Consider the following 20794-nt stretch of genomic DNA (forward strand, 5'->3'; position numbering starts at 1 on the left):
TTTTAGCGTCAATTTGCGGGCTAAAAAGTGAACGATGAAATATATAGCATGGAGGATGGAAATAAAAGCACTGTTTTATGCTATTTAAAACTCTATCTGCATGACGATCTACATGTTTAAGTAAAAATCACCACATAAGTGAATGAAATCTGTAGAGTAGCCACCATCAGTTGCATGAATAACTAAGTTTGAACATTGAGGCGCGCAGCTTAAAGCTTGGCGTTGCCATAAACTTAAACAGCGATGCGGCTCATCACTGGCTTTTGTATAAACATCGGTGCTTTGCTTTAGAAACCAACCATAGCTCTGCGCCGCAGCTGCTACTTTATCCATTGAATGGCTTGGGAAAACTAATCCCAACAGCGTGTTGTCATGAGCCAAACGATGGCTATGCGAAAATAAATCACTTATCGGTAATTGCGAGTCTTGCCGCGCCAGGTGTCGCTCACGACTGCTCGTTGCATGAGCGGCCTTAAAAAATGGGGGGTTACTCACGATTAAATCGTAGCTGCAACTTTGAAAGTCTTGCAAGCTAGTATTTATAGCGCGTAGCCCTTGGCTCCAAGGACTAAACTTAAAGTTTTCTTGAGCTTGGCCGATCGCCTCAGCTTCGATATCAATAGCGTCGATAATCGCACTACTAAAGTTTTGCGCCAGCATTAGGGAAATAAGTCCACTACCGCATCCTATGTCCAAGACTCGCTGAGCCGTTTGCTCTGCGAGCCATGCCCCCAGTAGCACGCCATCGGTTCCAACTTTCATTGCGCAGCGATCATGAGCGACGTGAAATCGTTTAAAAGTGAATCCGGGGCGATCAGAATGAGCGAACACATTGTTCCTTAGGCGCTAGCAATGCTAAAATAAGCGTTTAGACCAGTCAAAGTTAACAGTGATTGTCAAAACGCGAGTAGAAAATTGAGTTAGCTAGTTCTAGGCGATGAAGTATTTGCCTACATAAACTCGCTAATTCTGATAATTCTAACAAGCCTTGTCTCATAATTGTTAGCTCTGATTACAAGCTTAGGGTTTTGAAGCAATCTGCATGCATAGCTCCGGTCCCTTTTCTTTCCCATCGATGGCGAATATATGACTTTCAACGAATTAGACCTAGACGAGCGCTTGTTACAAGCGCTTGAAGCAATGCAGCTTACGAAGCCAACAATGATTCAACAAGCTTGCGTGCCTGCCATGCTTGATGGTAAAGATGTAATGGCAAGTGCCCCAACTGGTACTGGTAAGACGCTGGCATTCTTGCTTCCGGCGCTGCAACATTTACTCGACTTTCCGCGCCGTCAAGCCGGTCCGGGTCGAATACTTATTTTGTGCCCTACGCGAGAATTAACTCAACAAATTGCTGACCAAGCTCGAAAATTGGCACAATTTACTTCACTAAGCATACTTGATGTAACAGGCGGCGTGAGTTACGAACATCATGCCGAACAGCTGAAAGGCAACATTGATATCGTGGTTGCAACACCTGGTCGCTTAATGGAGTACCTAAAGTATAAAGTATTCGATACCCAAGCCATTGAAATACTAGTGCTAGACGAAGCAGACCGAATGCTAGATATGGGCTTTATTTCCGAAATGCGTACCATTAGTGATGCTGCCAGCGCTCGTAAACAAACCGCATTGTTGTCGGCAACGCTTGAAGGCGACGGACTACAACGTTTTGCAGAAGACGTCATGGAAAACCCAGAACAAATCGAAGTTGATCCACCGCTGCGAGAGCGCGGTAAAATCAATCAATACATCCACTATTGTGATACACCTAAACACAAATTAGACATACTCGCTCATTACCTAAGCAACGAAGAAATCGAACGTTGTGTGGTCTTCGTAAAAACGCGCGAACGTTTGTATGCACTGGTTGAAAGTTTACAAAGCCGTGACATCACTTGCAGCTATTTACGCGGCGAGATGGATCAAGACAAACGTAACGAGGCGCTGCAAGGCTTTCGCGATGGCAAAGTGAAAATTTTGGTCGCAACCGATGTCGCAGCCCGGGGCTTAGATGTCCCCGAAGTTAGCCATGTGTTTAATTTTGATTTACCGCGTAGCCCCGACGTCTATGTGCACCGAATCGGTAGAACCGCACGCGGCGGACGTAAAGGCTTTGCTATTTCCTTGGTTGAAGCTCATGACATGGGAATATTAGCCAAAATTCAACGCTATACCGAGAACACCTTAAAAGCGCGAGTTGTTAAAGGTCTTGAGCCGCAACACCGAGTTGCAAAGCTGCCTTCTAAAAAGAAGAAGCCTGCGACGACTGTCGACAGACGCTCAGCTAAGAAAGTGGCTAAAGGCAAAGCTAAAAAAGCTGCCAAAAAGAAAAACAAGTAATGACCAAAGCCGGCTGCATGCCGGCTTTGCTAAGACAAACTAGACACTCATTTTTAGTTAAAGTTCTACCTTGTAATCCAGCGTCAGTTCATCTGCACATTTACCCCGAATTCCCCAGTTTTGTTTTGGACTCTCAATCAAGGTAATTTCCACATCGTTAGGGTCAATGCCAAGCTGTTGTTGTAGATTATTAAAGACCGCGTGTATAAGGCATTTTTTGGCAACTACACTGCGCCCTTCAAAGATATTGAACTCGAGGATGATGTACTGCGCGCTGCGATCGCTGGGATAAACAAAGTCTTGCTCACTAAGTCCAATAAAACGATGGAAGCGCTTATGCTCTGGCAGTTTGAGTTCCGACATTAATGCCGTATGTATCGCCTCGGATATTGCTTCTCTATTACCGTCGAGGAAGTCTTGCAGTGCATATATTTTTACTTGCGCCATCGCTATTCCATTGCTTAGTGGTATTCATATCAGAGTATTTTAGGCCGATTCTTCTGGCCGTAAAGTCAATACTTCTACGCCGCTTTGCGTCACTAAAACCGTATGTTCACATTGCGCCGACAGTTTTTTATCTGCTGTAACCACCGTCCATCCATCAGCTAGGGTTTTGGTTTTAGCCCGTCCTTGGTTAATCATCGGTTCTATAGTGAATATCATTCCCGGCCGCAGCACCATCCCTTGTTTTGGCTTTCCAAAGTGCATAACCTCCGGCTGCTCGTGCATCTCTCTCCCGATGCCGTGACCGCAGTACTCTCTGACGACACTAAAACCAGCGTGTTGTGCATGGCTTTGAATGGCATGCCCGATATCACCTAAGGTTGCACCTGGTTTAACTTGCGCAATACCTTTCCACATTGCAGCTCTGGTAACGTTAACCAGCCGTCGCGCTTGTTGGGACGCATCCGGCATCACAAACATCTTACTTGAATCAGCTATAAAACCGTTTTTCTCAAGGGTGATGTCGACGTTTAAAATGTCCTGCGGTTTTACCATTTGTTTAGCGCTCGGCATGCCATGGCACACCACTTCATTGAATGAGGTATTAACACTAAACGGGTAATCATACTGTCCCTTACTCGCGGGTCGCGAATTTAGCTCTTCTCGAATAAAACGCTCAACCTTACTATCAATATCTAAACTACTAATTCCCACTTCAATATAGTCATCGAGCATAGCAAACACTTGCGTTAGAAGTTTGCCAGACTGACGCATCAGTTCAATTTCGCTATTCGTTTTTAGATTCACTTGCGCTGCGCGGCGACTACGAGGCATTAGCTGTTAACTCTAGACTCTGAGTTAACTCAGAACCGGCATTGCGCAGTAACTCTTGCATAAGTTGGTGATAGTTTGCTTGCGGGTTTAACTCCGCCAGCCTGCCCATTTTAATCCAAAACTCAGCCTGCGCATTAATTGAACGAGACATGACATGACTAGCTTGGCGAATTTCTTCATGCAGCGAGTCAGATATTTTAACGATCCCCATAAATACTCCGTATACATTTTATATACGAATCATATATTCAAAAAATGAATCTAGCAAGTAGCTTTCAGTTGAAGTGGTTTCTAATACCATTCCCATTAATTAGTAAGTGGTCATGAGTCGAATATGGAATTGTTTAGATCAAGGACATAACCGCCAGTGCTAGTTGACCTTGTGACGCCGCTTTTGACGCTGAGGCAAGTGATTGTGGTCGACTAAGCTGATTCAATAGTTAGTAGGATAGTTATCAGAAGCAAGATTGGAGATCAACGAAGCAAGAGTGTAAAAAGGAATAAAAAAAGCGAGCCGTAGCTCGCTTTGAGTCACTTTTTATTAATGACTAACGTACAACGCTAATATCAACACGGCGATTTTCTGCACGGCCTTCTTCGTTTACGTTTTCTGCAATTGGCTTGTCTTTACCGTTACCCACAACCCAAAGGCTAGACGAAGGTACGCCTGCTTCGATTAGGTAGTTAGTTACGTTTTGAGCACGACGCTTACTTAAGTCAAGGTTATAGTCACTGCTACCAAGGGCATCAGTATTACCATCAACTTCAGCATCAAGGTTGTTAGCAAGCAATACTGCTGCAATACATTCTAGCTGCGCTTCTTGACCGGCTTTGAATTGGTCGCTATCGAACGCGAAGTGAACAGGGCTAAAGCCTGCTACTAAATCGCCATCCATCATTGCAAAATCAGCACACTGTGCAGAAACAGTATCACCAGCAAAGACCATAGGTTCAGCAGTCAACATACAACCAACTTCGTCTACATCAACATCAGCAGGTGTGTCTGGGCATTGATCCAAAGAATTACGAACGCCATCGCCATCGGTATCTGAGTCAACTGGGCATACTAGCGCGCCAACAACAGCACCGCCAACAGCACCAGCACCACCGGCTAAAGAACCAACAGCGCCACCAACAACTGGGCAAACAATACGATATTCATCTTTAAGTCCATTTGAGGAGCACGCTGCAAGGCTTAAAGCGCCAAACAACACAACTGCCATTTTTTGAATTTGATTCATTATTATTCTCTCCATGATTTGAATAGTGCTTTATATCTATTTTATAGTTTTGCGCGCGAAAAACACACGTTTCCAAATTCTATCTCGTGATAAAACTAGTAGCAAAGCAATTATATACAATTATTGACTATTACGTAAAAAAGTTAAGGTTTTGTTGTTCGATAGCTCTTCACTATAAACATAACCGTCGCTATTAAACGCACGCAGTTGGGATACATCGTTAATTTTCCGATCAAGTATGTAACGAATCATCGAACCACGGGCTTTTTTAGCGAAGAAGCTGATCATCTTATATTGACCATTCTTCCAATCTTTAAACACTGGAGTCACAACTTGTGCATTGAGCTCTTTCGTTTTAATGGCCTTAAAGTACTCATTTGAAGCCAAATTAATCACCACATCACTGCCACTTTGCTGTAACTCTTGGTTAATAGCAGACGTAAGTTGCTCTTGCCAGAACTGATATAGGTTACTTCCCTTGGGATTAGACAGTTTAATTCCCATTTCCAATCGATAAGCCATCATTAAATCTAAAGGACGTAGCAAACCATATAAGCCCGATAATATTCGTACATGCTGCTGAGCGAACTCTAATTCATTATTCCCCAAACTGTCGGCATCTAAACCGGTATATACATCGCCACGAAAAGCCAAGATTGCCTGTTTAGAATTACTCAAATCAAAGTTGGGGTGCCACTGCGCAAAGCGAGCCACGTTAAGCCCAGCTATTTTATCGCTAACCTTCATTAAACTTGATATTTGAGCGCTATCAAGTTGCTGTGCAATGGTAATCAAACTTTGGCTTTGATCAAGAAATTGGGGCAAGCTAAAGGTGCTCAAATCACTTGGACTCATATCCAATGTTTTCGCCGGTGAAATTAATGCAAGCACTGATAATCCTTTTGTAAAATTTGCTAAGTAATAAAATGTCTATAACTCGATGGTCACGCCATCCAAGGAACTACTATCAAGCAAGTCACCACGACGAGTTTCACCTTGCAGTTTAATCATTAGTCGTAAGTCATTTGGAGAATCGGCATGTGCCAAAACCTCTGCATATCCAACTTCGCCCTGCTGATATAGCTCAAACAAACTTTGGTCAAACGTTAACATGCCTTGCTCGGTCGACTTTTTCATCAGTTCTTTGAGCTTATGCATTTCATTCTTACGAATCAAATCTTGTGCAAGAGGTGTATTGAGCAGTATTTCAAATACCCCTCGGCGCCCTTCTCCATCTCGACTAGGAATAAGCTGCTGAGCTACAATTGCACGCAAGTTAAACGACAAATCGAAACACAGTTGACGATGGCGATCCACAGGCACGAGGTGCATAATCCGATCAAGGGCTTGGTTGGCGTTATTGGCGTGTAAAGTCGCCATGCATAAATGGCCAGTTTCGGCAAATTGTAAGGCAAACTCCATAGTCTCTCGAGAGCGGATCTCACCAATCAAAATCACATCTGGCGCTTGGCGCAGTGAGTTTTTAAGAGCAACATCAAAGGACGGCGTATCCAGGCCAACTTCACGTTGGTTTACAATACAACCAATATGACGATGCATAAACTCTACAGGGTCTTCAATGGTCAATATATGCCCAGTTGAGTTTCGATTTCGATAGTCAATCATCGACGCCTGAGTGGTTGATTTACCTGCACCGGTTGAACCGACAAACAATATCAAGCCACGCTTGGTCATCGATAATTCTTTTAGAATTCCAGGTAACTGTAGCTCATCTACTGACGGTATTTCGGTTTCAATTCGACGAATTACCATGCTGGGTTGTTCACGTTGGAAAAATGCACTCACCCTAAAGCGCCCAAGACCTTGCCGTGCTATCGCAAAGTTTGCTTCTCGTTCGTGAACAAAATCAGCCAACTGGTCAGGGTTGCGAATTTCTTCAAGGTAGACTTGTAGATCTTCTGGCTTTAGACGTTCTTCACCGATCATCTCTAGGCGACCGTTAAGTTTAATACTTGGCGCGATACCAACGGCTAAGAATAGATCTGAAGCCTTTAGGCGACTCATCTCTGTAAGCAACGATTCGATAGTTTGCATGTTAGTCCCTAGAAATTATTTGGATCAGCAGATTTGAGTTTTGCATCTTCATGGCTAACCATACCTTGGCCAACCAAATTCTTTAAATTTTGGTCAAGAGTGATCATGCCATGCGACATACCCGTTTGAATCACTGAATACATCTGTGCCACTTTGTCTTCACGGATAAGATTCCGTATGGCAGGAATACCAATCATAATCTCATGCGCTGCAACACGTCCGCCACCGGTTTTTTTCAATAGCGTTTGCGCGATAACCGCTCGTAATGATTCCGATAGCATCGAACGTACCATGTCTTTTTCAGCAGCTGGGAACACATCGATGATCCGGTCAATCGTTTTCGCGGCAGAGGTGGTATGCAGGGTTCCAAAAACGAGGTGACCGGTTTCTGCCGCCGTTAATGCCAAACGGATGGTTTCCAAATCTCGTAATTCACCGACCAAAATGATATCTGGATCTTCACGCAAAGCACTACGCAAAGCGGCATTAAAGCTAAAGGTATCGCGGTGCACCTCTCGCTGATTGATCAGACATTTTTTATTGTCATGAACAAATTCGATAGGGTCTTCGATAGTTAGTATGTGCTCATGACGGCTTTCGTTTACATGATTAATCATGGCCGCTAGGGTCGTTGATTTACCTGAGCCGGTAGGACCGGTAACCAGCACCAATCCGCGGGGATTGTCTGATATCTTACGAAAGATTTCAGGGGCATTAAGTTGCTCTAAGCTTAATACTTCTGAAGGAATGGTACGAAATACTGCCGCCGCTCCCCGGTTCTGATTAAAAGCATTTACCCTAAAGCGCGCAATACCAGGTAACTCAAACGAGAAATCTATTTCGAGGTGCTCTTCGTATTCCTTTCGTTGCCTATCATTCATAATATCGTAGACAAGACTATGGACTTCTTTATGTTCTAAAGCGGGTAAATTTACTTTTCGCACCTCACCATCGACACGAATCATTGGTGAAAGCCCCGCTGAAAGGTGTAGATCCGAAGCATTATGCTTTACACTAAATGCCAATAATTCCGTTATATCCATGGTTTAATCCTTCTATACCCTAATGAGCAGTATTACAAAGCAAATTCAATTCGTTAAGTCGCAGATCGCCGATTACTGTCAACAGTATCATCGAGAGCCGCATGCCGTTCAATTACTGGCGGTTTCAAAAACGAAACCTTTAAGCGATATTGCCGAAGCCTACGCTTGTGGCCAACGCCATTTTGCGGAAAACTACGTGCAAGAAGCCGTAGAGAAAATCCAACAAGCTCAACTAAGTGATTGGCAGAATGAACCCATCCAATGGTTCTTCATCGGACCGCTACAATCTAACAAAACCCGCTTGGTTGCGCAGCATTTTGATTGGGTACAGAGCATAGAACGGCTAAAAATTGCGCAACGCCTAAGCGATCAACGTCCTGAAGAGATGCCAGCTTTACAAATATGCTTACAAATTAATATAAGCCAAGAAGCGAATAAATCAGGAACCGACTTTGAACATGTATTTGAGCTAGCACAAGAAGTCTCAAAACTGCCCCGGATTCAATTACGCGGGTTGATGGCAATCGCGCAAAAATTTGATGACCCACAACTATTGGATGAAAGCTTTTCTCGTTTACAACAATGCTTTGATCAACTATCGCAACTTTACCCTAATATCGATACGCTGTCTTTGGGCATGAGCGGTGATATGGGAGCAGCTATCGCACATGGTTCAACCATGGTTCGTATAGGTAGCGCAATTTTTGGTGCAAGAAACTAGGGCCCAAGCCCAATAGGATTTTCAGTTATGTCAGATATTACCTTCGTTGGCAGCGGAAACATGGCGCAAGCTATAATTGGTGGGTTAATTAGCAACGGTACGCCTGCTGCGCAGATTTCCGCCAGTTCGCCAAGCATACTTAGCCACGATCATCCGCTTGCGAAGTTAGGCGTACAACGTATACAAAGCAATGTCGAAGCGATTCGCAATGCGCAAGTGGTGGTGCTAGCGGTCAAGCCCCAAATGATGGCTCAAGTTTGCTTGGAATTAACCCAAAGCGATGTTGACCTCGGTAATAAGTTATTTGTGTCAATTGCTGCTGGTATAACGGTTGCTCGCCTGCAAGAGATGCTAGCGGGGAACTACCCTTTGGTTCGCACTATGCCCAATACCCCGTCAAAGCTGCAACAGGGTATGACAGGCATGTTTGCCAGTGACCAAGTTAGCAGCGCGCAACGCCAACAAAGCCAAGATATAATGGCTGCTGTCGGTAAAGTCCTTTGGCTAGAATCAGAGAGTCAGATGAATCATGTCATTGCGGCCGCAGGCAGTGCTCCAGCATATTTTTTTCTGTTTATGGAAGCGATGCAAGACTGCGCGCAAACGCTTGGATTCTCACCACAACAAGCGCGGATGCTGGTACAGCAAGCCGCTTTGGGGTCGGCTCAGTTAGTTGATGCCAGCCCAGACCTTGATTTGGCGACACTTCGGGCCAATGTTACTTCAAAAGGGGGAACCACTGCAGAAGCGATCGCCGTATTCGAACAACAACAGCTTCGACAAACGGTTCATGATGCGATGTTGGCTGCGGTAAAACGCGCCCAAGACCTAGAAACCCAACTTTAATTTTTAGCTTAACGGTGGATACTGTATGCAAGCGTTTCAATACTTAATCAACATTGTTTTTGACCTGTACCTGATGATCGTGCTGCTGCGCATCTGGCTGCAATTAGTCAGGGCCGATTTCTACAATCCTTTTAGTCAGTTTGTTATCAAGGCTACCAACCCCGTAGTCGCTCCTTTGCGTCGGATTATCCCTGGGCTTGGCGGTGTTGATTGGGCTTCAGTGCTCATTGCCTTTGCTGTCGCCGCTTTGAAGTGGGCATTGTTAATGGGCATGACTGGAGCCATTAGCTGGCAGTTTTTACCTTACATTGCCGCTTTGAATGTAGTAAAAGAAGCTGGGACTATGATTTTTTGGGTCCTTCTATTACGCGCAATTCTTAGTTGGGTTAGTCAAGGTCGTAGCCCGGTAGAATACGTTATGTCCCAATTAAGTGAGCCCTTACTATCACCGATACGCCGTGTCATACCTGCTATTGGCGGTCTGGATTTATCAGTTTTAGTACTATTCATTATCCTTAATTTCCTTAATTTGTTAATGGCCGGCTGGATCCCTTATTGGTCAGCAATTTAAATCAACAAGCATGGGTCATCGAACATGATGGCTCATTAGCTTTGCGTGTTTATCTGCAACCTAAAGCGAGTCGCGACCAGATTTTAGGCTTGCATGATGGGGCGTTAAAAATTGCGATTACCGCTCCCCCTGTAGACGGCAAAGCAAACGCTCACTTGATAAAGTATTTGTCTAAGCAGTTATCGATAGCAAAGTCTAAAATAAGCATTAGTAGCGGCGAGTTAAACCGCCATAAACGATTGCATATTAGCCCTGGGTATACTCTTCCCCAGCAATGGCTAGCGCTAGAAATTAACACCAAGGAATAAACATGTTTGCTATACACCACATTAAATCTAGCTTTGCCATAGTCTGCCTTTGCCTTTTAAGCCTGAGCGCTTATGCGGAGCAAAAAAAGCAACTTGGTGATTGGGAAGTACACTACATCGTCTTTAATTCCAGTTTTCTAGCAGCCTCGGTTGCCCAGCAATACGATATTGAGCGCAGCAAAAGACTAGCTGTGGTTAACATTTCTGTTTTAGATTCAAAACAGAAACTAAAACCGGCACTCGATACCCTCGTTAGTGGCAGTGCAAAGAATCTTATTGGGCAAACTCAAAGCTTAGAATTCAAGAAAGTCCAAGAAGGAAATGCGATTTACTACATCTCAAACATGCGTTTTGACGACCAAGATTTGTATACCTTTAATATTGAAATTGGTGAAGGCAAGCAGCAACAATCATTTAGCTTTCAACAAAAACTATACGTAGATTAGGATAACCACGATGCAAGCTGTTGTATTAGCGACCGGAAATAAGGGCAAAGTTGCCGAACTTAGTGAACTACTTGCGCCACTGCAACTCAAGATACAAGCGCAGTCAGACTTTCAAGTGCCAGAAGTCGCCGAAACCGGAACCACCTTCGTTGAAAATGCCATTATTAAAGCCCGTCATGCCAGTAAGATTACAGGTTTACCGGCTATCGCAGATGACTCTGGGTTAGCGGTTGACGCCTTAAATGGTGCGCCGGGGCTCTATTCTTCGCGCTATGCTGGCGTTGATGCGAATGATCAAGACAATATTGAATTGTTACTCAAAGAAATGAGTAATTGCAATCAACGCGCCGCCAGCTTCCATTGTGTACTTGTTTACCTACGTCATCATCTTGATCCTGCACCTTTAATTTGTCATGGCCAGTGGGCAGGCGAAGTGAGTACCGACATTCATGGTGCTGGGGGGTTTGGTTATGACCCTATATTTTGGGTAAACGAGCTTAACTGCAGCGCAGCACAGCTTTCTAAAGCAGAGAAAAACCAACATAGCCACCGTGGTCAAGCATTGCGAGCTCTGATTAGAAAAATTGAGTCCAGCAAGTGACCTCCTTGCCCAAACTAAGTTTATATGTGCATATCCCGTGGTGTGTGCAAAAGTGCCCTTATTGTGACTTCAACTCACACGGACTAAAACACAAAGAGTTTCAACAAAGCGAATACGTAGACGCACTGCTTGAGGATCTCGATTTCGATATCAAGCGATTCAACATCAACCGTCCGCTGCATTCCATTTTTATCGGAGGTGGAACGCCTAGTCTTTTTGATGGACAACACATAGCTCGCTTACTGCAAGGTATTCGTCAGCGAATTCCCCTAGAGTCCGATTGCGAAATCAGCTTAGAAGCCAACCCAGGTACGGCAGAGGCGCAGCGATTTCAGGCCTATTTTGAGGCTGGAGTGAATCGTCTTTCGATCGGGGTACAAAGCTTTAATGCACAACACCTTCAGAAACTAGGTCGAATTCATGACCCCATACAAGCCAGTGCAGCGGTTAAAATGGCGAAAGATGTGGGCTTCAAACGGCTTAATATTGACATTATGCATGGCCTGATGCAGCAAGACACATCGCAAGCCCTGGATGATTTACGTCAAGCAATAGCCTTAGATCCCAGTCATATTTCATGGTATCAACTAACCATTGAAGCCAACACTGCATTTGCTAGTAAGCCACCAACCTTGCCCGACGACGACATGCTCTGGGACATTTTTGAGCAAGGCCGAGCAATGCTAAGTCAAGCGGGTTACCAGCAATATGAAGTATCCGCATTCGCCAAAGTTGACGAACAAAGTCGTCACAATCTCAACTACTGGCGTTTTGGAGACTATTTAGGCATAGGCTGTGGAGCCCACGGAAAAATAAGCGACGTAGATCTCAGCGTGCAACGTAGTGAAAAAATTAAGCACCCCAAAGGATATTTGGCTGCAGGTCAAGACAAAACCCGGCAATTGAAGCCGGTTGAACAAAATGAGCTGGTATTTGAGTTCTTCCTAAACCGACTACGATTGTTTGAATCGATACCCTTTACTGATTTCGAGAACTTTTGTTCCTTAGATCGAAGCCACGCTCAGCAACTATTACACAATAGTATCGACCAAGGTTTAATCGAGCTTACATCCGATGCTTGGTTACTTACCCCGCGAGGCCAGCTATTTGTGAATGAGATTTTACAAGTATTTGTAGACCAATAATGGCTACGAGTTGGTCTTGTTATTGAGTGAAAGTTTACGCTATTACTAAATTTCTCTTCATGTAATTGCAAAGACGGGGAGTATTCAAGCATTTAGCAGCTTAATACTTACCATGCCCTTGTTAGTTTAGACAAAAAATTCTATAAATAAGGGATACACAATTGGCATAATCGTTGTCATCGCTAAAAGGATTAAGCAGTCATTTGAGTCAATTAAGCCAATTCGTATCCAAAGCAAAAACAAGTTTGAGCATACGTGTGAGCGTAGGTCTTGTTGCCCTTTGCTGTTTACCAGTGTTGCTTATCTCATATCTGAGCTACGACTACATTTGGGGCCGACACTTACAAACGGTTGAAAGCGAGCTCAACTCGCACGTGCAATTAGTCCAAACCGATGTGCTTAATCAGATATCACGCGTATGGTTAAACCTAGAACACATCGCAACTAACCCAGCCTTACACCAGGCCTTAGAAGGCGACTCTACCGGGTCAATTAAACAACGATTAGCCAGTCACCTTACCCAACTAGGTCCAAAAGACAGTAGTTACTTGCAAATAAGAGGCTTTGACCAAAATGCTAAGCCAGTATTTTCGGTCGGTGATGTGTTGGACAATTTTTATCAACAACAGTTTGCACAAATCCAAAGCATGCAAAATGATTTTGGGCGCAGTGCATTTATTATTGAACACCAACAACATTCGCTAGCCGTGTTTTCTATGCCGGTAAAAGCCGAGTCCAATCGACTGTATCTAGGGACTAACCCAAACCAAATCATCGGTTTTTTACAACTCACCATCAATCCAGACGTGTTCTACCGCTTGATCTTGGATCGCTATGTAAATCAAGGACCCCAGGTTCTATTTACCGATGAGAGTGGATTGGTTCGAGCAAGTAATTTAAGCGATAAAACAATTAGCGCTATAGAGAACCAACAGTTAAGTTTCATTTTTAAACACACTGACTCATCGCTGATTCAAATGACATTTAATCAGCAAAGCTATGGTTTGGTGCTCTCACATTTTATTAACCGCCAACTATTGATGGCCTTCACACTGCCCGATCAACTAACAAATTATCGTGCTGAGCTTGTCCGTAGTATCGTGTTATACGCCGTTTTCGTACTCATCTTTATTTTTGCTAGTTGCTATATATTGATTCGAAATCAATACCAAGTTCGTATGCAATCTCTACTGCGATTAGTTGCGTTATTCGACCGCCAAGAATTGGTACTAAGTAGTCCTCCTAAGCGTATTCGCGATGAGATGGATGAGTTAAAAACCGACCTACTGGGCTTAGCTGAAAAACTGCTTTATCGCCGCCAACGCTTACGCTCACTAGCATTTACGGACACCTTGACCCAACTAACCAACCGTAGTGGTTTTATTCGTGATATCAATTCTTTAATCACCAACAGCGAACAACAGAATAGAAATTTTTGTCTATTATTCATAGATTTAGACGGATTTAAGTACATCAATGACAGTTTCGGTCATGATACTGGCGACCAAGTATTAAAAGTGGTTGCTGAAAACTTCGACCGAGAGTTGCAACAAGTAGTGGCAAGGCTTAACAGTAAATACATACAATTAGAGCAGACCCATCTTTACCGCTTAGGTGGCGACGAGTTCACCATTGTTCTAGAGCAGTATCACGGGAAAGACGCAATCATTAGCGTTTGTGACGCGATGCTACAAAGCTTTGATCAGCGTATTAATATTGCTGAACATAGCTTTAAGCTCAGCTGCAGTATTGGCATTGCTAACTATCCTGAACATGGTAAATCTCGAGAACAGTTACTCCAACATGCTGATATCGCGATGTATGTTGCTAAAGACGCGGGTCGCAACAACTATATGGTTTTTGACCATCTGATGTTAGAGCAAGAGCAGCGACGCAACTTAATACGAGATTCATTTTCTCATGCTTTAGCAAAACAAGAACTTGAGTGTAATTTACAAGGGCTTTATCGAACCCAAAGCTTGGATGTCATTGGTTTTGAGATTCTTATGCGCTGGAAGCACACCGCATTAGGCTACATATCTCCGATGGAATTTATTCCACTGCTCGAAGAAACCGAACATATTCACTTGTGGGGGCAATGGATAACACGCAGAGCATTCGAAATTGTTTACCGGTTAAATCAAGAAGGTCGAGAGATGAATGTGTCGATCAATGTCGCTATTGCACAGCTTTCACAAGGTGACTTTGTGAACTTTGTATTTGAACTACAGCGTCAAATGCCAATCCCAAGTGAACTAATTTGTTTTGAAATCACAGAAAGTACGGTGACAGACTGTGGCCCTAAAGCGCTCGCACAAATACATCAACTCAGAGATCTGGGTTACCACATTGCAATTGATGATTTTGGAACGGGCTTGTCGTCACTTGCGCGCCTGCAACAACTCCCCATCTCTATTCTTAAAATTGACCGCTCCTTCATCCAAGGATTGAATCAGGACCGAACCAGCGCTGCGATAGTACAAACCACGCTTGCTCTGGCCAAATCAATGAAATTGCAAGTAATAGCGGAAGGTGTTGAAGAAATGGAACATGTAGAGTGGTTTAAGCAAACGCAGTGTGAGTACTTGCAAGGCTATGCGCTACAAAAACCTTGCACTGAACACGCGTTTATCGCCAGTTTGCCACCACTAAACTCGCTTGAACATTAAATCCCAAACACCATGCCCCAAGCGATGCCCGCGGTCTTCAAACTTGGTCAGAGGTCGCCAGTCTGGTCTTTCAACATAGTCGCCAGTGCTTGACAAATTTTGATAACCAGGAGCTTGGCTCATGACTTCAAGCATATGCTCAGCATAATTTTCCCAGTCGGTGGCCATGTGGAACACACCCCCATCAATGAGTTTGTTACGCACTTGCTGGGCAAATTCAGACTGCACAATACGTCGTTTATTGTGACGTTTTTTGTGCCAAGGGTCAGGAAAGAACAATTGCAAAGTGCTAAGGGTTTGTTCTGGAATGGCTTTTTGTAGTACTTCAATTGCATCGTGAGCAAACACACGTAGGTTTTCAACACCTTGCTCATCAGCATCCGCGATACAAGCGCCGACACCGGGGCGATGAACCTCAATGCCAATAAAATCCTTTTCGGGCTGAGATTTCGCCATTTCGACCAACGAGCGGCCCATGCCAAAACCAATTTCAAGAACTACAGGCGCGCGGCGACCAAACACTAGCTCAAAATCTAAGAACTGCTCACCAACTTCAAGCAAGTACTTAGGGCCTAGGTTTTCCAATGCGTTTTGCTGACGATTAGTTAAGCGCCCTTCACGTAGCACAAAGCTACGAATTTGACGCATACGTTTTTCGCCTTGTGGCGTTGGATCTGAAGAGTCGCTCATGCTTACAGCCTATAATGCTAAATCTGGCTGCGAATTATCCAAAGATCCTCTCTAAACGCAAGCTAAATCAGGCTATCACGAGGACTTTTGCCCTTGATACTCACAATCTCGAATTAATTTAATGATCTGCCTGTCGGTTTCTTGCATAGCTTGATGCGCAAATTGTCCTAATTGAGCGATGCTTGCATCGGCATTAGATAGGCTAATCCCCATATCCGCTTGCGGATCCAAACCGGGGCTCATGGCCAGCAAAGCCGTTTTAATCGCATTTGCTGCTCCAGTGGAGACCTTCAGCGCGCAGCCGGCGTTCGCACCATCGCAAAATACCCCAGTGGCGTCGGCAACCATTAATTGAATGCATGTTTCTATCTTGGATAAATCCCCGCCTAGCAACCATGTTATCGCTGCCCCAGAACCTATTGCAGCAGTATTGGCGGCACATAGCGCAGATAGAGCCGGCTGCTGTTGCTTTATGTAGATAGCCATTAGCTGGCTCATACACAAGGCTCGCAGTTGCTCTGGGGTATCGGCTTGTAGAATTTGCAAGGCTGCAACCACCGGCAGACTTGATGCAATCCCCTGATTGCCACTGCCACTATTACTCATTGCCGCCAACGGTGCTCCTCCCATACGCGCATCTGACGCAGCTGCCGATAAACGCATTGCACGATTGAGCAAATCATCACTTAACAATCCTTGCTCTGTTTGATTCTGTAATTGTCGCCCCAAACCCAGGCCATACTCGTGCTTCATTCCTTCACTGGCGAGCGCTAAGTTGAGTTGCTCACTTTGAGCAATAAACGCAATACTTGGCAATGGAACCCGCAACGCAAAGTCGACGATAGATGCAACACTCATTGGCTGTTGTTGGAGATGATGTGCATCTAAGACAACAGTTGAGCTGACGTACCCCGGTATCAACTGGTTAATCTGGCAAACTTGTGCAAAAACAATATTGCTATGCGAGCGCTCAATAACCACACAAGCCTGCTGAGAGTCTGTATAGGCGCGCACCTGAGTAAACAATACGTCAGTATGCTCTTGCAGCTTAATCTCAATTTCAATCGTTTCTCGAAGTACTGACAGCTGCTCTTGATGCTCTGTTCCAAAGTTTTTTAGCACCTCTAAACCCGCGTCAGCATCGCCAGCAATCAACCCAGCTAAGCAGGCTACAACCAGACCTTTGTCTCCTGTACCAGGAACCATTACTCCCATTGCATTCTTATAGAGATTAGGAGTCACTTGAACCTCAATCTTGCTTGGTAGTTCGCCAAGTAACTGCTGACACTTAGCACTAGCTAAAGCCACTGTTACTGGTTCGGTACAGCCTAAGGCAGGCCGCACCAAGGTGTGCAACAAATCAAGATACGTATTATCTAGGGCTTGCATTTCAAGGCTAACATCGTTCTTTACATGTGCTTGGGCTGACATAAGGTATTCTCCGATTGCGATAACACCAGTGTATGTCAGTAACAGTAGAAATATTTTGCCTATTAACTCAATACAGGGTACAAATATAGGTAAATTTTCTACCCGTTGGCTTTAAAATAGAAAATGAAGCTAGATTCGAAAGATAAGTTAATACTAGACTTGCTGCAACGAGATGCGCTTTTACCGGTACTAGAAATCGCACAACGGGTAGGTTTGAGTCAAACGCCTTGTTGGCGGCGTATCCAAAAATTAGAGCATCACGGTTTTATCAAGCAGAGGGTTGCCTTGTTGGACCGAGGCCAACTTAATCTTGGCGTAACGGTTTATGTGACAGTTCGCACCTCTCAACACAATCAGCAATGGTTGAAATCATTTAAGCAACTCATCGCAGGTATTCCCGAAATAGTCGAAGCACACCGTATGAGCGGTAGCATTGACTATCTTTTGCAGATTGTCGTACCTAGCATTGATATCTATGATCAAGTTTATCAACGCTTGATTGAAAACTTAGAGTTTACTGATGTAAGCTCGGGCTTCTCAATGGAAGTTCTCAAGAGCACAACGGCTCTGCCCACCCATTACATAGAAGACTAATAATTATCGTGTCCAAATTTCCAATGCCGCATGTGCAAGCCAGTGATTTTCAAAAAATCTTACTCAACTGGGCCCAATCTCAAGGTCGTCACGACTTGCCGTGGCAAATTGACCCAAGCCCGTATCGGGTCTTAGTAAGCGAAATCATGCTACAGCAAACCCAAGTAGCCACGGTTATTCCCTACTTTGAACGTTGGATGAAGCTTTTCCCAACACTTAAGGACTTAGCTATCGCCAGTGAAGATGAGGTGATGTCGTTGTGGCAGGGTCTGGGTTATTATTCTCGGGCGCGTAATCTTCAAAAGGCAGCGCGTTACATTATCGATGATTGCGGTGGTGATTTTCCCTCTGAACTTGAAGATCTAGAAGCCATACCTGGTGTAGGACGATATACAGCCGGTGCAATCCGCAGTTTTGCCTATGACCATTATGGGCCAATTGTCGATGGTAATGTCCGCCGCTTGTTTAGTCGGGTATTTGCAATCGAAGGCTTGGCCAACCAAAGTGCATATCAAAAACAGCTTTGGTTTATTGCCGAACATCTTAGCCCTGCGCAAAACTGCAGAGACTTTGCCCAAGCACTACTCGATATGGGCGCCACCTTATGTAAAGCTAAATCACCGGCCTGCGAACGCTGTCCGCTACAGCAAGACTGTTTGGCGTATCAACAGCAGCAGGTCGCATTGTTCCCAAGTCCGAAACCCAAAAAAGTACTGCCACTTCGACACGAAACTTATTTATGGGTAGAACAGCAACAACAGTTGTTGCTAGTGAAGCGTCCTAGTCCGGGGATTTGGGCAGGCCTGTGGTGTTTGCCTCAATTAGAAGCCACTACTGTGCTTGAACCTAAAGCCAGCGATTTAAGCTTTCAGCACACTTTTAGTCACTATAAGTTAAAGGCTAGTGTTCGCCACCAGCAAAGCATACCGCCTAGCGAGCTAGATACCCGTTGGCTTAATAAAGATGAATTGGTAAACGTAGGTTTAGCCACTCCGATTCGAAAGCTCATCGAAAAGCACTGGCGATAAAAAAAGCCCCATCATTTAGGGGCTTTAGGAATTCAAGTGGGTGCTGGGATTACCACCATACCTCAAACTGAGCGCCAATGTTCAAGGCATAATCTTTGTCGTCTCTAAAGCTGTCGCCTTCAAAATCTTTCAGATAGCTGGCAAAGATTCGCATCTCTGGTTTTGCCCAGTAAGAGCTACTCGGAGCCCAGGTTTGCGCAATCGTAAATTTACCAATTTTTTCTTTATCTTTGCCCTTAACGTCATCTTTTAACCAGTAGTCTTCAGTATTTTGTCCACTGAAATAACCGAGCTCAAAGCTGGTACGGTTATGCTCGCTCCACTTATATATTGGACGTGCTGAGATCGAGAATCCGTTAGTGTCTTCAGAGTTATCGCGCGACCCTTGGAAGTAATACGCTGCATAACCGCTTTCCCAGCGTTCATTAAGTGCGACCACACCGTGATTTAGAATACGAAATGCCGAAGCACCTACATCGTCTACGTCGTAGCCATAATCGTAACCAACTGCTCCTGTTCCACCAATTTGCGCAGCTTGACCGTTATTACCCCACTGCACGACAAACTTGTTAAAGCCGCCATAGAAGTTGCCTTGAGTTTGCTCCAAGGTTAAAGCTACACCGCCTTTATCACTATAGTTCGCGTGGTCAGTATTACTCACCTCGGACGTTAAGTAAGGTAACGCATAGTCAAAGCCAAGCTCTAGTTGGCTATCAGTCCAAAGCGGAATTTCTGACCAACGCATATCGAGGTGGTAGACCGGGAAATCAGCGGTTTCGTCAATTTGTTTTTCATAAGGATCACCAGGATTAACACCAACACCACAATCATTGAGCTCTTGGCAAATATCCCACTTACTGTTGGTACCGGTTACCGCTGACTTATCATAAGTACGTGTGATGGCAAACATACCTTTACCGGTACCTAAATCAACACCTTCAATACCGACACTCGGCGCTGATGCATTCCAGTAGTACCAATCAAGATGATAAACATCGTGGCGCTGATTATAGCGTTTACCTATCCAAGCCGTTGTCCCTTCGCCGAAGAAGTTACGTGCTTGCATGTTCACTTGGCGAAATGATGGACTCACCTCTTCCCAATCGCCGGCTGACTGCCCCGGTGCATAAGCAAACAAGGTATCAAAATAGAATGATTTTCCATCTTGCTCCCATAGTTCTTTGCCCAATCCGATTTCTACAAACGTATCTGGCTGACCTAAGCGACCAACTTTAGCCGGTTCAAGTTCTTGCATGTCGCCATCATTACTAATGCCAACTGCACTACGCGCATAACCATGAAAATCGAAAGCGGAAACTGATGTACTCATTAGCGCCGTAATAACTGCAATGGATAGTGTGTTTTTCTTCATTATTTGTCCTTGGTTCGCCCCTTTCCCGGAGACGGTTACAGATGAGCTTTTTAGTTAGCCCTTAATTGCCAACTGAGTATAATTAGGAATAAAACACTAAAATAGACAAATAATTCAGAATGTAAGGCTTTATATAAAATAGATATCAGAGAAAAGGGTTTCAATCACACTTTAAAACATCACTAAAGTCTAATTTGCACAAACAGTAAGCAGATTAAACTACCAATAGATAATCATGCGGTTCAAAATTTTAATAACAGAACCTAAACACCGAGAAAACAGCACAATAATCCAAGGCTCGCAACTAGGGATAGTTGGGTTGGGTTGGGCTGGTTTGGGTTGGCTCGCCAAAATAGGGGCAATTTTACTATCGAAAAAACTTTGGCATTCTTTACTGTGCTTTCGATGTCAT

General features: G+C 44.3%; 22 protein-coding genes. 11 read left to right on the plus strand and 11 right to left on the minus strand.

Annotated elements, in window-relative coordinates:
- Positions 1-108 precede the first annotated feature (108 nt).
- Positions 109-831, minus strand: a complete 723-nt coding sequence (locus DBZ36_RS14830) for a tRNA1(Val) (adenine(37)-N6)-methyltransferase (RefSeq protein WP_120355743.1) — start codon at positions 829-831, stop codon at positions 109-111.
- 255 nt (positions 832-1086) lie between these two features.
- On the opposite strand from DBZ36_RS14830, the gene srmB reads away from it, so the two are divergent.
- Positions 1087-2343: an ATP-dependent RNA helicase SrmB gene (gene srmB, locus DBZ36_RS14835; protein ID WP_120355744.1), complete on the plus strand. Its 1257-nt coding sequence runs from the start codon at positions 1087-1089 to the stop codon at positions 2341-2343.
- A gap of 57 nt (positions 2344-2400) precedes the next feature.
- On the opposite strand, the gene DBZ36_RS14840 is transcribed toward srmB, so the two are convergent.
- The 7 genes from DBZ36_RS14840 to DBZ36_RS14870 all read right to left on the minus strand — a co-directional run bounded on the left by DBZ36_RS14840 (position 2401) and on the right by DBZ36_RS14870 (position 7960).
- Positions 2401-2790 carry a tautomerase family protein gene (locus DBZ36_RS14840; RefSeq protein WP_120355745.1) on the minus strand — a complete coding sequence of 130 codons (390 nt, stop codon included), beginning with the start codon at positions 2788-2790 and terminating at the stop codon, positions 2401-2403.
- A 39-nt stretch (positions 2791-2829) separates the two neighbouring features.
- Positions 2830-3621 (minus strand): type I methionyl aminopeptidase, encoded by a 792-nt coding sequence (gene map, locus DBZ36_RS14845; protein WP_120355746.1) that lies wholly within the window; start codon positions 3619-3621, stop codon positions 2830-2832.
- Positions 3611-3832, minus strand: coding sequence for a ParD-like family protein (locus tag DBZ36_RS14850; protein WP_120355747.1), 222 nt, complete (start codon positions 3830-3832; stop codon positions 3611-3613). The genes map and DBZ36_RS14850 overlap by 11 nt, the downstream gene beginning before the upstream one ends.
- 337 nt (positions 3833-4169) lie before the next feature.
- Positions 4170-4862 carry an OmpA family protein gene (locus tag DBZ36_RS14855; protein ID WP_158589114.1) on the minus strand — a complete coding sequence of 231 codons (693 nt, stop codon included), beginning with the start codon at positions 4860-4862 and terminating at the stop codon, positions 4170-4172.
- Positions 4863-4982: 120 nt separating this feature from the next.
- On the minus strand, positions 4983-5753 hold the full coding sequence (gene yaaA, locus DBZ36_RS14860) for a peroxide stress protein YaaA (RefSeq protein ID WP_120355749.1): 771 nt from the start codon (positions 5751-5753) through the stop codon (positions 4983-4985).
- Between the two features lie 39 nt (positions 5754-5792).
- Positions 5793-6917, minus strand: coding sequence for a PilT/PilU family type 4a pilus ATPase (locus tag DBZ36_RS14865; protein WP_120355750.1), 1125 nt, complete (start codon positions 6915-6917; stop codon positions 5793-5795).
- A gap of 8 nt (positions 6918-6925) precedes the next feature.
- Positions 6926-7960, minus strand: a complete 1035-nt coding sequence (locus DBZ36_RS14870; RefSeq protein ID WP_120355751.1) for a type IV pilus twitching motility protein PilT — start codon at positions 7958-7960, stop codon at positions 6926-6928.
- A 22-nt stretch (positions 7961-7982) separates the two neighbouring features.
- Here DBZ36_RS14870 and DBZ36_RS14875 point away from each other — a divergent pair, with 22 nt between their 5' ends.
- The 8 genes from DBZ36_RS14875 to DBZ36_RS14910 all read left to right on the plus strand — a co-directional run bounded on the left by DBZ36_RS14875 (position 7983) and on the right by DBZ36_RS14910 (position 15267).
- Positions 7983-8681, plus strand: a complete 699-nt coding sequence (locus tag DBZ36_RS14875; protein ID WP_120355752.1) for a YggS family pyridoxal phosphate-dependent enzyme — start codon at positions 7983-7985, stop codon at positions 8679-8681.
- Between the two features lie 27 nt (positions 8682-8708).
- Positions 8709-9527, plus strand: a complete 819-nt coding sequence (proC, locus tag DBZ36_RS14880; RefSeq protein ID WP_120355753.1) for a pyrroline-5-carboxylate reductase — start codon at positions 8709-8711, stop codon at positions 9525-9527.
- A 25-nt stretch (positions 9528-9552) separates the two neighbouring features.
- The gene (locus DBZ36_RS14885; RefSeq protein ID WP_120355754.1) at positions 9553-10098 is read left to right on the plus strand and encodes a YggT family protein; all 546 of its coding nucleotides are present in this window, start codon (positions 9553-9555) and stop codon (positions 10096-10098) included.
- Positions 10083-10406 (plus strand): DUF167 family protein, encoded by a 324-nt coding sequence (locus DBZ36_RS14890; RefSeq protein ID WP_233558152.1) that lies wholly within the window; start codon positions 10083-10085, stop codon positions 10404-10406. Before DBZ36_RS14885 ends, DBZ36_RS14890 begins: the two co-directional genes overlap by 16 nt.
- 2 nt (positions 10407-10408) lie before the next feature.
- Positions 10409-10852: a DUF4426 domain-containing protein gene (locus DBZ36_RS14895; RefSeq protein ID WP_120355755.1), complete on the plus strand. Its 444-nt coding sequence runs from the start codon at positions 10409-10411 to the stop codon at positions 10850-10852.
- Positions 10853-10862: 10 nt separating this feature from the next.
- Positions 10863-11453 (plus strand): RdgB/HAM1 family non-canonical purine NTP pyrophosphatase, encoded by a 591-nt coding sequence (gene rdgB / locus DBZ36_RS14900; RefSeq protein ID WP_120355756.1) that lies wholly within the window; start codon positions 10863-10865, stop codon positions 11451-11453.
- Positions 11450-12598: a radical SAM family heme chaperone HemW gene (gene hemW / locus DBZ36_RS14905; protein ID WP_120355757.1), complete on the plus strand. Its 1149-nt coding sequence runs from the start codon at positions 11450-11452 to the stop codon at positions 12596-12598. Before rdgB ends, hemW begins: the two co-directional genes overlap by 4 nt.
- A gap of 203 nt (positions 12599-12801) precedes the next feature.
- Positions 12802-15267: a bifunctional diguanylate cyclase/phosphodiesterase gene (locus DBZ36_RS14910; RefSeq protein ID WP_120355758.1), complete on the plus strand. Its 2466-nt coding sequence runs from the start codon at positions 12802-12804 to the stop codon at positions 15265-15267.
- Here DBZ36_RS14910 and trmB read toward each other — a convergent pair.
- Both trmB and DBZ36_RS14920 read right to left on the minus strand, forming a co-directional pair.
- Positions 15247-15957 (minus strand): tRNA (guanosine(46)-N7)-methyltransferase TrmB, encoded by a 711-nt coding sequence (gene trmB, locus DBZ36_RS14915; protein WP_120355759.1) that lies wholly within the window; start codon positions 15955-15957, stop codon positions 15247-15249. The two genes, DBZ36_RS14910 and trmB, sit on opposite strands and share 21 nt — an antisense overlap.
- Positions 15958-16032: 75 nt before the next feature.
- The gene (locus DBZ36_RS14920) at positions 16033-17388 is read right to left on the minus strand and encodes an L-cysteine desulfidase family protein (protein WP_199711886.1); all 1356 of its coding nucleotides are present in this window, start codon (positions 17386-17388) and stop codon (positions 16033-16035) included.
- A gap of 123 nt (positions 17389-17511) precedes the next feature.
- On the opposite strand from DBZ36_RS14920, the gene DBZ36_RS14925 reads away from it, so the two are divergent.
- Positions 17512-17982 (plus strand): Lrp/AsnC family transcriptional regulator, encoded by a 471-nt coding sequence (locus tag DBZ36_RS14925; RefSeq protein ID WP_120355760.1) that lies wholly within the window; start codon positions 17512-17514, stop codon positions 17980-17982.
- Between the two features lie 8 nt (positions 17983-17990).
- Entirely contained in the window at positions 17991-19010 is a 1020-nt protein-coding gene (mutY, locus tag DBZ36_RS14930) for an A/G-specific adenine glycosylase (protein WP_233558153.1), read from the plus strand.
- Between the two features lie 49 nt (positions 19011-19059).
- Here mutY and DBZ36_RS14935 read toward each other — a convergent pair whose 3' ends face one another.
- Positions 19060-20382 carry a carbohydrate porin gene (locus DBZ36_RS14935; protein WP_120355762.1) on the minus strand — a complete coding sequence of 441 codons (1323 nt, stop codon included), beginning with the start codon at positions 20380-20382 and terminating at the stop codon, positions 19060-19062.
- Between the last annotated feature and the right edge of the window lie 412 nt (positions 20383-20794).

It is taken from the genome of Alginatibacterium sediminis (assembly GCF_003610775.1).
Lineage (GTDB): Bacteria > Pseudomonadota > Gammaproteobacteria > Enterobacterales > Celerinatantimonadaceae > Alginatibacterium > Alginatibacterium sediminis.

What these genes read in the sequence shown, in the direction of transcription:
- DBZ36_RS14850 (WP_120355747.1), bottom strand. Translation starts at nt 3,832, where the DNA reads ATGGGGATCGTTAAAATATCTGACTCGCTGCATGAAGAAATTCGCCAA.
- DBZ36_RS14875 (WP_120355752.1), top strand. Translation starts at nt 7,983, where the DNA reads ATGAGCAGTATTACAAAGCAAATTCAATTCGTTAAGTCGCAGATCGCC.
- proC (WP_120355753.1), top strand. Translation starts at nt 8,709, where the DNA reads ATGTCAGATATTACCTTCGTTGGCAGCGGAAACATGGCGCAAGCTATA.
- DBZ36_RS14895 (WP_120355755.1), top strand. Translation starts at nt 10,409, where the DNA reads ATGTTTGCTATACACCACATTAAATCTAGCTTTGCCATAGTCTGCCTT.
- DBZ36_RS14925 (WP_120355760.1), top strand. Translation starts at nt 17,512, where the DNA reads ATGAAGCTAGATTCGAAAGATAAGTTAATACTAGACTTGCTGCAACGA.
- DBZ36_RS14935 (WP_120355762.1), bottom strand. Translation starts at nt 20,382, where the DNA reads ATGAAGAAAAACACACTATCCATTGCAGTTATTACGGCGCTAATGAGT.
- DBZ36_RS14855 (WP_158589114.1), bottom strand. Translation starts at nt 4,862, where the DNA reads ATGAATCAAATTCAAAAAATGGCAGTTGTGTTGTTTGGCGCTTTAAGC.
- srmB (WP_120355744.1), top strand. Translation starts at nt 1,087, where the DNA reads ATGACTTTCAACGAATTAGACCTAGACGAGCGCTTGTTACAAGCGCTT.
- rdgB (WP_120355756.1), top strand. Translation starts at nt 10,863, where the DNA reads ATGCAAGCTGTTGTATTAGCGACCGGAAATAAGGGCAAAGTTGCCGAA.
- DBZ36_RS14870 (WP_120355751.1), bottom strand. Translation starts at nt 7,960, where the DNA reads ATGGATATAACGGAATTATTGGCATTTAGTGTAAAGCATAATGCTTCG.
- DBZ36_RS14840 (WP_120355745.1), bottom strand. Translation starts at nt 2,790, where the DNA reads ATGGCGCAAGTAAAAATATATGCACTGCAAGACTTCCTCGACGGTAAT.
- DBZ36_RS14920 (WP_199711886.1), bottom strand. Translation starts at nt 17,388, where the DNA reads ATGTCAGCCCAAGCACATGTAAAGAACGATGTTAGCCTTGAAATGCAA.
- trmB (WP_120355759.1), bottom strand. Translation starts at nt 15,957, where the DNA reads ATGAGCGACTCTTCAGATCCAACGCCACAAGGCGAAAAACGTATGCGT.
- DBZ36_RS14885 (WP_120355754.1), top strand. Translation starts at nt 9,553, where the DNA reads ATGCAAGCGTTTCAATACTTAATCAACATTGTTTTTGACCTGTACCTG.
- map (WP_120355746.1), bottom strand. Translation starts at nt 3,621, where the DNA reads ATGCCTCGTAGTCGCCGCGCAGCGCAAGTGAATCTAAAAACGAATAGC.
- DBZ36_RS14865 (WP_120355750.1), bottom strand. Translation starts at nt 6,917, where the DNA reads ATGCAAACTATCGAATCGTTGCTTACAGAGATGAGTCGCCTAAAGGCT.